This is a genomic window from Achromobacter sp. ACM05 (genome assembly GCF_019218915.1).
Taxonomy (GTDB): Bacteria; Pseudomonadota; Gammaproteobacteria; order Burkholderiales; family Burkholderiaceae_B; genus Achromobacter; species Achromobacter animicus.
The window spans coordinates 136,504-149,168 of the sequence record NZ_JAHUWQ010000005.1 but is presented as its reverse complement, the minus strand read 5'-3'; the positions used below and the strand labels follow the sequence as shown (position 1 = coordinate 149,168).

13 protein-coding genes are annotated in these 12,665 nt (G+C 65.1%); 12 read left to right on the top strand and 1 reads right to left on the bottom strand.

The genetic code is table 11. From position 1 onward, the window contains the following. Positions 1-72 precede the first annotated feature (72 nt). From metE to KW836_RS25365, 5 genes are all read left to right on the top strand, one after another. Positions 73-2,370: a 5-methyltetrahydropteroyltriglutamate--homocysteine S-methyltransferase gene (metE, locus tag KW836_RS25385; RefSeq protein WP_218345100.1), complete on the top strand. Its 2,298-nt coding sequence runs from the start codon at positions 73-75 to the stop codon at positions 2,368-2,370. A 286-nt stretch (positions 2,371-2,656) separates the two neighbouring features. Further along, the gene (locus KW836_RS25380) at positions 2,657-3,259 is read left to right on the top strand and encodes a DUF2889 domain-containing protein (RefSeq protein WP_175124635.1); all 603 of its coding nucleotides are present in this window, start codon (positions 2,657-2,659) and stop codon (positions 3,257-3,259) included. Positions 3,260-3,269: 10 nt separating this feature from the next. Further along, positions 3,270-4,430 carry an ADP-forming succinate--CoA ligase subunit beta gene (gene sucC / locus KW836_RS25375; protein WP_056567354.1) on the top strand — a complete coding sequence of 387 codons (1,161 nt, stop codon included), beginning with the start codon at positions 3,270-3,272 and terminating at the stop codon, positions 4,428-4,430. A gap of 21 nt (positions 4,431-4,451) precedes the next feature. Further along, on the top strand, positions 4,452-5,333 hold the full coding sequence (gene sucD / locus KW836_RS25370; protein WP_056567350.1) for a succinate--CoA ligase subunit alpha: 882 nt from the start codon (positions 4,452-4,454) through the stop codon (positions 5,331-5,333). A 264-nt stretch (positions 5,334-5,597) separates the two neighbouring features. Then, positions 5,598-6,296, top strand: coding sequence for a TerC family protein (locus tag KW836_RS25365; RefSeq protein ID WP_105238013.1), 699 nt, complete (start codon positions 5,598-5,600; stop codon positions 6,294-6,296). On the opposite strand, the gene KW836_RS28015 is transcribed toward KW836_RS25365, so the two are convergent. Next, positions 6,270-6,545 (bottom strand): hypothetical protein, encoded by a 276-nt coding sequence (locus KW836_RS28015; RefSeq protein ID WP_255596348.1) that lies wholly within the window; start codon positions 6,543-6,545, stop codon positions 6,270-6,272. The genes KW836_RS25365 and KW836_RS28015 overlap by 27 nt on opposite strands. Here KW836_RS28015 and KW836_RS25360 point away from each other — a divergent pair. The 7 genes from KW836_RS25360 to ppa are packed head-to-tail and all read left to right on the top strand — an operon-like array spanning position 6,432 to position 12,438. Then, the gene (locus KW836_RS25360) at positions 6,432-7,130 is read left to right on the top strand and encodes a TerC family protein (protein WP_218895259.1); all 699 of its coding nucleotides are present in this window, start codon (positions 6,432-6,434) and stop codon (positions 7,128-7,130) included. The two genes, KW836_RS28015 and KW836_RS25360, sit on opposite strands and share 114 nt — an antisense overlap. After that, a complete protein-coding gene (locus KW836_RS28010; RefSeq protein WP_008164300.1) occupies positions 7,117-7,239 on the top strand; it encodes a hypothetical protein in 123 nt (40 codons plus the stop codon). Before KW836_RS25360 ends, KW836_RS28010 begins: the two co-directional genes overlap by 14 nt. 9 nt (positions 7,240-7,248) lie before the next feature. Further along, positions 7,249-8,190 (top strand): hydroxymethylbilane synthase, encoded by a 942-nt coding sequence (gene hemC / locus KW836_RS25355; protein ID WP_218345099.1) that lies wholly within the window; start codon positions 7,249-7,251, stop codon positions 8,188-8,190. Next, complete coding sequence (locus tag KW836_RS25350; protein WP_218345098.1) at positions 8,190-9,008, top strand: uroporphyrinogen-III synthase; 819 nt, start codon at positions 8,190-8,192, stop codon at positions 9,006-9,008. Before hemC ends, KW836_RS25350 begins: the two co-directional genes overlap by 1 nt. A 37-nt stretch (positions 9,009-9,045) precedes the next feature. Continuing rightward, positions 9,046-10,236, top strand: coding sequence for a uroporphyrinogen-III C-methyltransferase (locus KW836_RS25345; protein ID WP_175124632.1), 1,191 nt, complete (start codon positions 9,046-9,048; stop codon positions 10,234-10,236). 4 nt (positions 10,237-10,240) lie between these two features. After that, positions 10,241-11,878: a heme biosynthesis HemY N-terminal domain-containing protein gene (locus tag KW836_RS25340; protein ID WP_218345097.1), complete on the top strand. Its 1,638-nt coding sequence runs from the start codon at positions 10,241-10,243 to the stop codon at positions 11,876-11,878. 29 nt (positions 11,879-11,907) lie between these two features. Further along, positions 11,908-12,438 (top strand): inorganic diphosphatase, encoded by a 531-nt coding sequence (gene ppa / locus KW836_RS25335; RefSeq protein WP_218345096.1) that lies wholly within the window; start codon positions 11,908-11,910, stop codon positions 12,436-12,438. Positions 12,439-12,665 lie beyond the last annotated feature (227 nt).

Genomic DNA, 12,665 nt, shown 5'->3' with positions numbered 1-12,665 from the left:
GATTTTGATTCATTTTGATTTGGCGTCAGAATGCTCGTCACTTGAACAAATTTTGTGGGATGGCGAGTTCACATGACTACGATTCATAATTTGGGATTCCCCCGCATTGGCGCCCAACGCGAGCTCAAGCGCGCCGTTGAAGCCTATTGGGCCGGCAAGCAAACCGCCGAAGCATTGGAGGAAACGGGCCGCGAACTGCGCGCCCGCCATTGGCGCCTTCAGGCGGCAGCGGGCGTCAAGCTTGTGCCCGTGGGCGATTTCGCCTGGTACGACCAGATCCTCGAATGGACGACGCTGCTCGGCGCGGTGCCCGCGCGCTTCGGTCAGAAGGACAATGAGGCGGTCTCGCTGGACACGCTCTTTCGCATGGGCCGCGGACGCGCGCCGTCGGGCAAGCCCGCCGCCGCCTGCGAAATGACGAAGTGGTTCGATACCAACTACCACTACATCGTCCCCGAGCTGGTGCCCGGCCAGACCTTCCGCGTTGCCCGCGACACCCTGTTTGAACAGCTCAAGGAAGCGCAGGCGCTGGGTCTGCAGGTCAAGCCGGTCATTCCAGGCCCGCTGACCTGGCTGTTCCTGGGCAAGGGCGACGCATTCGCCGACGGTCCCGCCGATGCCGGCAAGCTGCAGCTTCTGACGGCGCTGCTGCCGGTCTACCAGGACGTGTTGACGCGCTTTGCCAAGCTGGGCGTCGAGTGGGTGCAGATCGACGAGCCCATCCTGGCGCTCGATCTGCCGCAAGCCTGGCGCGACGCGTTCAAACAGGTTTACGAAACGCTGTCCGCCAACCCGGTCAAGCTGCTCGTCGCGACCTACTTCGACGGTCTGAAGGACAACCTGCCGACGGCGCAGGCCTTGCCGGTGGCCGGTTTGCACGTGGATCTGGTGCGCGCGCCGGAGCAGCTGGCCGCGGTGGTCGCCGGCCTGAATGACGGGCAGGTGCTGTCCGCGGGCATCATCAATGGCCGCAACATCTGGCGCACCGACCTGGACGCCGCCATCGCCACGCTGGCTCCGGTCGCGCGTCAATTGGGCGACCGCCTGTGGCTGGCGCCGTCTTGCTCGTTGCTGCACGTGCCGGTCGACCTGGAAAACGAAACGGATCTGGACGCCGAACTCAAGAGCTGGCTGTCCTTTGCCGCCCAGAAGCTGGATGAGCTGAGCCTGCTGGGCCGCGCGCTCGACAGCGCCACGGACCCGACCGTGCAGGACGGGCTGGCCACGCAACGCGCTGCACTGGCCGCGCGACGCGCTTCGGTGCGCATTCACAATCCGGCCGTGGCCCAGCGCATGGCTGCCGCCCCGGGCGTGTCGCGCGACCGCGCGCCGTTCGCCGGCCGCATCGCGCGCCAACAGCAGCAGCTGGGGCTGCCCGCCTATCCCACCACGACCATCGGCTCGTTCCCGCAAACCGCCGAAATCCGCGCGCTGCGCCGCGACTGGAAGGCCGGCGCCCTGACGGATTCCGCGTACGAAGCCGCCATCCGCAAGGAGATCGAGGAAGTCATCCGCTTCCAGGAAAAAGTGGGCCTGGACGTACTGGTGCACGGCGAGCCCGAGCGCAACGACATGGTGGAGTATTTCGGCGAGCTGCTGGCCGGCTTTGCCTTCACGAAGAACGGCTGGGTGCAGAGCTACGGCTCGCGCTGCGTGAAACCGCCGATCATCTTCGGCGACGTGGCGCGCCCCGCGCCCATGACGGTCGGCTGGTCGTCCTACGCGCAGTCGCTGACCGGCAAGCCGGTCAAGGGCATGCTGACGGGTCCGGTCACCATCCTGCAATGGTCGTTCGTGCGCGATGACCAGCCGCGCGAACAGACCTGCCGCCAGCTTGCGCTGGCCCTGCGCGACGAGGTCGTGGATCTGGAAGCGGCCGGCATCAACGTCATCCAGATCGACGAGCCCGCCATCCGCGAGGGCCTGCCGCTGCGCCGCGCCGACTGGCAGGCGTACCTGGACTGGGCCGTGGACTGCTTCCGCCTGTCGACCGCTGGCGTGCGCGACGAGACGCAGATCCACACCCATATGTGCTATTCGGAGTTCAACGACATCATCGAATCCATCGCGGCCATGGACGCCGACGTGATCACGATCGAAACGTCGCGGTCAAACATGGAACTGCTCAAGGCGTTCGAGGATTTCCGTTACCCGAACGACATCGGCCCCGGCGTGTACGACATCCACTCGCCCAACGTGCCCGAGGTGGACTGGATGGTGGACCTGATGAACAAGGCTGCCGCCCGCCTGCCCAAGGAGCGCCTGTGGGTGAACCCCGATTGCGGCCTGAAGACCCGTGCCTGGCCGGAAACCGAGGCGGCACTGATTGGCATGGTCCAGGCGGCCCGCGCGCTGCGCGACGCGGCCTGAAGCCGTGGTCCGTCCCCGGCGCGCGGGCGCCGGGCGCCGCATTCCCCCCCCCGGCCGTGCTCCCTTGCGCGCGCCGGGTTTTTTGCGATCCACCGACGGTGAATCCAGGGCCGATCTGGCGACGGTCCAATGCGAGTGGCCGCCGCCGCGCATGGCAGCGTGTGGGATAGCGGGCCATCCCCCGGCCAATTAATACGATTGCGGCAGGCCGCCTGCGCTATACTTTGAAGGTTTTGTTGCCGCGCACCATTACGCGCTGGCCGTCTCTGCCCCGCAGGCCCCACGCATGCCCTTGCCACCGCCGGATTGTCCTCGTCAGCCGCTGCATACGCGTTCCATACGTGTGCAGTCGTACGCGCGCGACGACGGCAACTGGGACCTGGAAGCCGAGCTTATCGACGTCAAGGCGTACGATTTTCCCAAGCGCGACGGCGAGATGTTCAAGGCGGGGCAACCCATCCACCATATGCACCTGCGCATCACCATCGACGAGCAATTCTCGATCGTGGCGGCTCAGGCCGTCTATGACGCGGCGCCTTACGGCGAGCATTGCAAGGCCATCGAGCCGGCGTACACTGACCTGATCGGCATGAACCTGCTCAAGGGGTTCCGTCGCCAGGTCAAAGAGCGGTTCGGGCATGTGGAAGGCTGTACGCACATGACCGAACTGTCGCAGGTGCTTCCCACCGCGGCGGTCCAGACCATGGCCAACCGCCGGCGGCAGGAACCCAACCCGAACCGGCGTCCATTCCAACTGGACGGCTGCCATGCGCTCAGCACTGGCGGCCCTGTGGTGGCTGAGCATTATCCCGAGTGGTACACCGGGGGTAGCGCTGAGGCATCGGCCGAGTCGTCCTCCGATTCACCTTCTTTTTCTCATACGTCCTGACAGGTAACACATGAAAATCCACGAGTATCAAGGCAAGGAACTGCTGAAGCAATTTGGCGTCCCCGTGCCGCGCGGGATCCCCGCTCTTTCCGTCGACGAGGCCGTGGCTGCCGCTGAAAAGCTGGGTGGACCGGTTTGGGTCGTCAAGGCACAAATCCACGCGGGTGGCCGCGGCAAGGGCGGCGGCGTCAAGCTGGCCCGCTCGCTGGACGACGTCCGCAAGCTGGCCTCCGAAATCCTGGGCATGCAGCTCATCACGCACCAGACCGGCCCCGAAGGCCAGAAGGTCCGCCGCCTGTACATCGAAGACGGCGCCGACATCCAGAAGGAATACTACGTGTCGCTGGTCACCGACCGCGCCACGCAGAATGTCGCTTTCATCGCTTCCAGCGAAGGCGGCATGGACATCGAGGAAGTGGCTCACTCCACGCCCGAAAAGATCATCACCGAATACATCGACCCGCTGACCGGCCTGTCCGCCGAGCAAGCCACCAAGATCGCCAACGCGATCGGCCTGCCCGCCGACTCGACTGCCCAGGCCGTTGACGTGTTCCAGAAGCTCTACAAGTGCTACATGGACACCGACGCCTCCCTGGTCGAAATCAACCCCCTGAACCGCGACAGCAAGGGCAACATCATCGCCCTGGACGCCAAGTTCAACTTCGACTCCAACGCCCTGTTCCGTCACCCGGAAATCGTCGCCTACCGCGACCTGGACGAAGAAGATCCTGCTGAAATCGAAGCCAGCAAGTTCGACCTGGCCTACATCCAGCTCGACGGCAACATCGGCTGCCTGGTGAACGGCGCCGGCCTGGCCATGGCCACGATGGACACCATCAAGCTGTTCGGCGGCGAGCCGGCCAACTTCCTGGACGTCGGCGGCGGCGCCACGGCCGAGAAGGTCACCGAAGCCTTCAAGATCATGCTGGCCAACAAGAGCGTCAAGGCCATCCTGGTCAACATCTTCGGCGGCATCATGCGCTGCGACGTCATCGCCGAAGGTGTGATCGCTGCTTGCAAGGCCGTCAACCTGAACGTGCCGCTGGTCGTCCGCATGAAGGGCACCAACGAAGAGCTCGGCAAGAAGATGCTGGCTGAATCGGGTCTGCCCATCATCAGCGCCGACACGATGGCCGAAGCTGCCACCCGCGTCGTAGCCGCCGTCAAGTAAAGAGAAAATCAAGGATTCACAATGTCGATTCTGATCAACAAGGACACCAAGGTCATCACCCAGGGCATCACGGGCAAGACGGGCCAGTTCCACACCCGCATGTGCCGTGAGTACGCCAATGGCAAGGCCGCCTTCGTGGCCGGCGTGAACCCCAAGAAGGCTGGTGAAGACTTCGAAGGCGTGCCGATCTTCGCATCGGTCAAGGACGCCAAGGCTGACACCGGCGCCACCGTGTCGGTCATCTACGTGCCGCCCGCCGGCGCCGCTGCCGCCATCTGGGAAGCCGTCGAAGCCGAGCTGGAACTGGTCATCTGCATCACCGAAGGCATCCCGGTCCGCGACATGCTCGAAGTCAAGAACCGCATGAAGGCCAAGGGCAGCAAGACGCTGCTGCTGGGCCCGAACTGCCCCGGCCTGATCACCCCGGACGAAATCAAGATCGGCATCATGCCCGGTCACATCCACCGCAAGGGCCGCATCGGCATCGTCAGCCGTTCGGGCACCCTGACGTACGAAGCCGTGGCGCAAGTCACCGAACTGGGCCTGGGCCAATCCAGCGCTGTCGGTATCGGTGGCGACCCCATCAACGGCCTGAAGCACGTCGACGTGCTCAAGCTGTTCAATGACGATCCCGACACCGACGCTGTCATCATGATCGGCGAAATCGGCGGTCCGGACGAAGTCAACGCCGCGCAGTGGGCCAAGGACAACATGAAGAAGCCGGTCGTCGGCTTCATCGCTGGCGTCACCGCCCCTCCCGGAAAGCGCATGGGCCACGCCGGCGCGCTGATCTCCGGCGGCGCCGACACGGCCGACGCCAAGCTGGAAGTCATGGAAGCCTGCGGCATCCGCACCACGCGCAACCCCTCCGAAATGGGCAAGCTGCTCAAGTCGGTGCTGTAAGTCTCAGCATTGCGCAATAAAAAGCCCGCTTCGGCGGGCTTTTTTTCGTCCATCTTTTTGGTGATTTCTTAGGGTAATCCCGCGTCCAGGAAGCGGTCGGGGCAATCATACGGAAAGCTGAACGAAACTATAATGAAAGAAATTTTGCGCGTACCAGCAAGAATGCCGTCGGGCTCGCACCAAGACGGTCAGTACGTTTCTCCGTTCAAATTCATCCATTAATTTGGTTTTGTCCTAGGGGGATCACACCTAGGAAAGAGAGGCATGGAACTCAGTTCAGCGGCATTCTGGATCGCGTTGCTCCAGATCATTTGGGTCAACATTCTGCTATCAGGCGACAACGCCGTGGTTATTGCGCTGGCGGCGCGTTCACTGCCTCCGGCACAACAGAAAAAAGCGATCGTGGTCGGTTCCGCCGCTGCGATCATCATGCGTATCGTGCTGACGCTCGTGGCGGCCAAGTTGCTGTTGCTGCCGTGGCTCAAGCTGATCGGCGCACTGCTTCTGGTCTACATCGGCGTGACGCTGCTGCTGCCGGAAGGCGAAGAAGACGGCGCCGGCAAGACGCAGGGCAATCTTTTCACCGCCATCCGCACCATCATGATCGCCGACCTGGTCATGAGCCTGGACAACGTGGTGGCCGTCGCCGCCGCGGCAATGGGCGATACGACGTTGCTGGTGCTCGGCCTGGCCATCAGTATTCCCCTGGTCATCTTTGGCAGCACGCTGCTCCTGAAGGTCATCGAACGCTTCCCGCTCATCGTCTGGGTCGGTGCGGCGCTGTTGGGCTTCATCGCGGGCGAACTGCTGGTGGGCGATCCGGCTTTGCAAGAGCCCGTTGCGCGTATTGACGCCGCGCTGGGTGTGACGCAGCATAGCTTCGCGCTGATGTCGGGCGCACTCGGTGCAGTGCTGGTGCTGCTGATTGGTAAAGTTTTACTGATGCGCCAGAAAGCTGACTGAAAGCTGAACTACAATAATATGTTTTTCTAAATAAACCTGCCGCGCGAAGGCGCGCGGCAGGGCGGCCGGGCCGGGACCGGCCATTCTTTTCATAAATGCCTTCGGGGGTTCAAAGTGCTTGAGTTTTTTCAGACGCTGAGTTGGGCAGCGGTATTCCAAATCATCCTTATCGACATCCTGCTCGGCGGCGATAACGCTGTCGTGATCGCGCTGGCGTGTCGCAACCTGGCGCCCAAGCAGCGGATGCAAGGCATTTTGTGGGGCACCGCAGGGGCAATCATTCTGCGCGTCGTGCTGATCGCCTTCGCAATGCAGCTTCTGAACATCCCGTTCCTGAAGGTCGTGGGCGCGCTGCTGCTCGTCTGGATCGGCGTCAAGCTCCTGGTTCCCGAAGACGATGCGCATGGCGACATCAAGGGCGGCACATCCATCGTCGCGGCCATCAAGACCATCATCATCGCTGACTTCGTGATGAGCCTGGACAACGTGATCGCCATCGCCGGCGCTGCGCAGAACGCGCACGCCGACCATCAGCTGGGTCTGGTCATCTTCGGCCTGGTCGTCAGTGTGCCGATCATCATCTGGGGCAGCACGCTGGTGCTCAAGCTCATCGACCGCTATCCGCTGGTCGTCACCTTCGGCGCGGGCCTCCTGGGCTGGATCGCTGGTGGCATGCTGGTCACCGACGTTATTGTCGAGCGTCAATTTGGCGTTCAGCCGACTACGGTTAAAATCGCCGCTGAAATTATTGGCGCCTTGCTCGTTGTTGTCCTTGGACGGTGGCTTGCAAGCCGCAAGAACGCTTCCAAGGAATCAGCACATGAGTCTGCGTAGATCCACCGATCCCCAGCAAACCGAATCGGGCCTGAGCCTTCTTCAGGGTCTGTTCGTGCTGGCCATCCTCGGCGTAGTCGCGACGATCATCGTCTCCAACTTCGTTTGATGGCATCACGTGTCTCTGCCGCAACGTCTGGTCATTGCGACCCGCGCCAGCCGGCTTGCCCTGTGGCAAGCCGAGCATGTGCGCGATCGGCTGCGCACGCTGTACCCAGCGTGCGCAGTTGAACTTCTTACCCTGACGACCCGAGGCGACCAGATCCTCGACCGCACGCTGTCCAAGGTGGGCGGCAAGGGTCTGTTCGTCAAGGAACTCGAAAACGCGCTGCTCGACGGGCGCGCCGATCTCGCCGTCCACTCCCTCAAGGACGTGCCGGTGGATCTGCAAGCCCCGTTCGAGCTTTGCGCCGTCCTCGATCGCGCGGATCCGCGCGATGCCTTCGTGTCCAACCGGTATGCCTCGCTGGCGGACTTGCCCGCGGGCGCCGTGGTCGGCACGTCCAGTCTGCGCCGCGAATCCCAGATCCGTGCCCGGTTTCCCGCCCTGGTGGTCAAGCCCCTGCGCGGCAACCTGGATACGCGCCTCGGCAAGCTCGACAAAGGCGACTACGCCGCTATCGTGCTGGCGGCGGCGGGTCTGGAACGTCTTGGCTTGGGCGAGCGCATTCGCAGCCTGCTCGACCCGGCCGACAGCCTGCCGGCCGCAGGGCAGGGCGCTCTTGGCATCGAAATCCGCGACGATCGCGACGACATGCGTGCGTGGCTCGCGCCGCTGGTCAGCGCAGATACCACCGCCTGCGTGCTCGCGGAGCGCGCTGTGTCTCGCAAGCTGGGCGGCTCCTGCCAGGTTCCTCTGGCCGCGTTTGCCCAGATCGCCGGCGACACACTGTCGCTGCGCGCGCTGGTCGCGTCGCCCGACGGCACCCGCATCGTTCACGCCACGCACACCGGTCCGGTGGATCAGGCCGAAGCCATCGGCGAAGCCGCCGCCTCCGAATTGCTGGACGCGGGCGCCGCGGCGATCCTCCGCGAACTCCTGCACAACGAGCCGCACTGATGGATCCGGCGTTTGCAGCCGCCGAAGGGCCGCGCATCGCCATCCTGACGCGGCCCGCGGGGCGCAACGAAGCGCTGGCTGGCCGCCTGCAGGGCGCCGGTTGGCAGCCTTGCATCCTGCCCGCGCTTGAAATCCATCCCATCTCCGTCGCATCCGAAGACCTGCCCCGGCCTTCGGCGTTCGACCTCGTCGTGTTCGTCAGCGGCAATGCGGCCCGCCAGTACCTGAACCAGCTTTCCCAGGCTGAAGGCGCCGCCGATTGGCCCGCGGGCGTGGCCGCGGCCACGGTCGGGCCCGCCAGCGCACAGGCGCTGCGCGAGACGGGCTTCTTTGGCGCGAATACAACAGTTCTGCATCCGGACGAGTCCGCACCCACCCACGATTCCGAGGCGCTGTGGCGAGTGCTCGAGGCTCAGCCTACGCTGCCCGCGCGCGTGCTGGTGGTGCGTGGCACCCAGGGACGCGATTGGCTCGGCGACAAACTCGAGGCCCATGGCGTTCACGTAACGCGTCACGCCGCCTACCAGCGGCAGCCGGCTCGCTGGACGCCTGATCAGCTCGCTAACGTGCGGCGCTGGGCCGATACGGGTGTTATCGCCACCTGGCTGCTCACCAGCGGGGAGGGCGCAGACGCCGTCCAGAATCAGCTTCACGCAGCAGGTCTGACTGACTGGTGGCTGCGCTGCCGCTTTGTGATCACGCACCCCTCGCTGGTGCGCCGCCTGCCACCGTCCTGTCATGGCGCGTCCGGAGCGGCGATGGTAAAAATCTGCGTGCCGAACGACGAGTCGATATTCCAGGCTTTTGTTGCTGCTTGATTCGTTGGTTCGGACTGACACCGAATACAATCGCGTCATGACAGATAAGACTCCCGCTACCGATTCGGCCGTTCATCCGGCCGCCCCGGACGCAAGTGCGTCCGCATCGGCCCCGGCCGACTCCGTCAAGGCCCGTCCGGCCAAGCGCGGCAGTGGCCCCTTGGTCACCGCCCTGATAATCGTCATCCTGCTGGCCGTTGGCCTGGGTTATGCGCTGTGGAAGCAACGCACCCAGTTCGTCTCCGCCGGCCGCGAAGTCGCAACGCGCCTGGATACGCTCGGCGCCGACGTCGCGCAAGCCCGCAAGGACACCCGCGAAGCCCTCGCTCTGGCGCAGGCGCAGTCGGGCCGCGTCGCCGAACTCGAAGACACGCTGCGCGAGACGCAAAGCCAGTACAACGCCCTGCAGCAGGCTTGGCAGAACTTCAACGACAGCGCCAGCGACGAACTGCTGGCCAACGACGTCGAGCGTCTGCTGACGATCGCCAACCAGCAATTGCGTCTGGCGGGCAATGTCTCCAACGCGATCGTTGCGCTGGAAACCGCCCAATCGCGCCTTGCGCGCGCCGACCGTCCGCGTTTCTCCAGCCTGCAGCAATCGATCAACGGCGACCTGGACCGCCTGCGCGCCGTGTCCACCGTCGATATCCCCGCCCAGTCGGGCCGCATCGAGCGCCTGGTCGCGCTGATCGGCAAGGCGCCGCTGCTGGTGCCGGACACCGTGTCGCCCGGCGTGGCGCCGGTAGGCCAGGCCCAGCCTCCCGCGCCGGCCCCCGTCGTTGATCCGCAGGCAGGGCTCCCCGCCGACGCGCCCTGGTGGCAGCGCTGGCGCGCCGAAGTCGCCTCGTGGCCTGGCCGCGCGGGCTCCGCGCTGGCCCATGAACTTGGCGGACTCATCACCATCCAGCGCGTGGATGAACCCGCCGCGCTGTTGTTGTCGCCCGAGCAAGCCGATCAGGTGCGCGGCACGCTGCGCCAGCGGCTGCTGACGGCGCAATTGGCAATGCTGATGCGCCAGCCGTCCGTCTGGAAGAGCGAGCTCGATAACGTCGGTTCGACGCTGTCCAAATACTTCGATGGCCGTTCGCCCGACACCGTCGCCGCGCAAACCCTCGCGCGCGAGCTGGCCCAGACCGACATCGCCGTGCGCATGCCGGACGTGGCGGACAGCCTGAATGCCGTCGCGGCCTTGCGCGCCGCGGGCTTCAAGACCAGCGAGCAGGACTGAGCTCATGCGTACCTGGTTCTGGACCCTGCTGCTCGCCGTCGTCGCCGTCGCCTTGGCGGTGGTTCTGCGCTCGCATTCGGGCAACGTGCTGCTTCTGGTGTGGCCGTGGCGCATCGAGATGTCGCTGACGCTCGCCGTCCTGCTCATCGTCGCGACGTTCATCATCCTGTATGTCGGCCTGCGCCTGCTGGCATGGCTGCTCGCCATTCCCGATCGCGTCCGGGCCTGGCGCGGCAAGCGTGCCCAGGCGCGCGACCATGAATTGCTGGAACGTGGCTGGATTGGTCTTCTCGAAGGCCGCTATTCCCATGCCGAAAAAGACCTGACGAAGCTTCTGGACCAGACCAAGGTCCGTACGCGCCGCGTCCTGGCCGCGCTGTCGGCCGCCCGTGCCGCGCATGGCCTCGGTGAATTCGACCGGCGCGATCGCCTGCTTGCCAACGCGCAGGAACAGGCCGGCACGGATCCCGGCCTGCTTGAAGCCACGGCCACGGTTTCCGCCGATATGCTGCTGGATCAGGGCCGCGCCGAGCGGGCCTTGACCGTGCTGGGGCCACTGGCCGACGGTGGCGCGCGCCATCTGCACACCATGCGCCTGCTGCTGCGCGCACATACGGCCTTGAATCACCAAGAGCAGGTCTTCACGCTGGCGCGCGGTCTTCTGCGCCGCAATGCATTGGGCCGCCCTGAAGCCGACGTGCTGATCGACGCGGCCGGCGCCGCGCGCCTGCGGGCTGCGGCAGGCCAGGATGCCTGGCGCCCCATCTGGAAAGACCTCAAGGCCGAAGAGCGCCTGCTGCCTGAAATCGCCCTGGCGGGCGCGGCGGCCTTCGAAGCCGCTGGCGAACCCAACGAAGCCGCCCGTGTGCTGGAGTCGGCCATCGCCGTCAAGTTCAATCCCGCCCTGGTGGCGGCCTACGCCCGCTGCGACGCCGAACACGTGTCGCGCCGCCTGGCCAAGGCTGAAACCTGGCTGCATCAACGTCCTACCGATCCCGACCTGCTGACTGCGCTGGGCATGCTGTGCCTGAACGGCCAGCTTTGGGGCCAGGCCGAACGCTATTTGCTGCGCAGCCTCGCGCGACGCAGCGATGCGCAGACGCATGCATTGCTGGGCAGTCTCTATGATCGCCTGGATCGCCCGGTCGACGCCGTGCGCCACTGGCGCCTGGCGACGGCCGCCAGCATGGCTCTGCCCGTGCTGGCCTCGGATGCAGCGCTTCCCGCCGCGGACACCGGTTCGGATCCCTACCGCGTGGACGCCGAAGGCGGCTATGCCGTCGGCCTGTCGGACACCGACAGCGACACGGACGTCGGCGGCGATTACCCGGCCTTGCCCGCTGGTGCCGCGGCAGCGCCCGTCGCCGCGTCGGCCTCGGACTACGTGTTGGACCCGGACGCGCGCGTCAGCAAGGCACAGCACGACCGCGCCCTTGCACCCGAAGATGCGCCGCTGGCACGCGGCACGTCCGACATTGATGAATACTTCGACAGCGCGCCGATCCCGGCTGCCGCTTTCGACGAGCCGGTGCCCACGTACGCGCCGATGCCTGCGCCTGCGGCGCCCGCCGCCAAGCCGGCGCCGCCCGCGGCGCCCGTGCCGACCACCAAGCCGCCGTTCGAGGACGACGGCTCGATTTGAATATCTTTTCAGACAAACAAGGTTGAACCATGAGTCTTGATCGCGTCTCCCCTGGCAAGAAGTTGCCCGAAGACATCAACGTCATCATCGAAATCCCCATGAACGCCGACCCGGTGAAGTACGAGGTCGACAAGGATTCCGGTGCGATCTTCGTTGACCGCTTCATGCTGACGGCCATGCACTACCCGTGCAACTACGGCTACATCCCCCAGACTCTGTCCGAAGACGGCGACCCCGCCGACGTGCTGGTCCTGACCCCGTTCCCGATCCAGATCGGCGCCGTCGTGCGCTGCCGCGCCATCGGCGTGCTGGAAATGGACGACGAGTCGGGCGGCGACGCCAAGCTGCTGGCCGTGCCGATCGAAAAGCTGTACCCCCCGTACCGCAATATCAAGTCCTACGAAGATCTGCCGACGGAAGACATCTCCCGCATCCAGCACTTCTTCGAGCACTACAAGGACCTGGAAAAGGGCAAGTGGGTCAAGGTCAAGGGCTGGAAGGGCGTGGACGCCGCACACGAGGAAATCGTGCGCAGCGCCGAGCGCTACACCAAGGGCTGATCGGGCTATCGGCCAGCCGGCATCATCGCGCCGGCTGGCGCCTTCCTGCGGCGCGGCCGCGACGGCTGCGGCCAGTCGCAGCCGCGCCGCTGTCTTGTGGGCTTCCGATCCATCCGGCACTCGCTTTGGCCGCAGAAAGGGCTACACTCGCGAGTGCTTTTTCAAACGCCCGGCCGCCCAACAACAACACCGCCCCATCGCGGGGTCACAGGGCAAGCCAAGCGCGC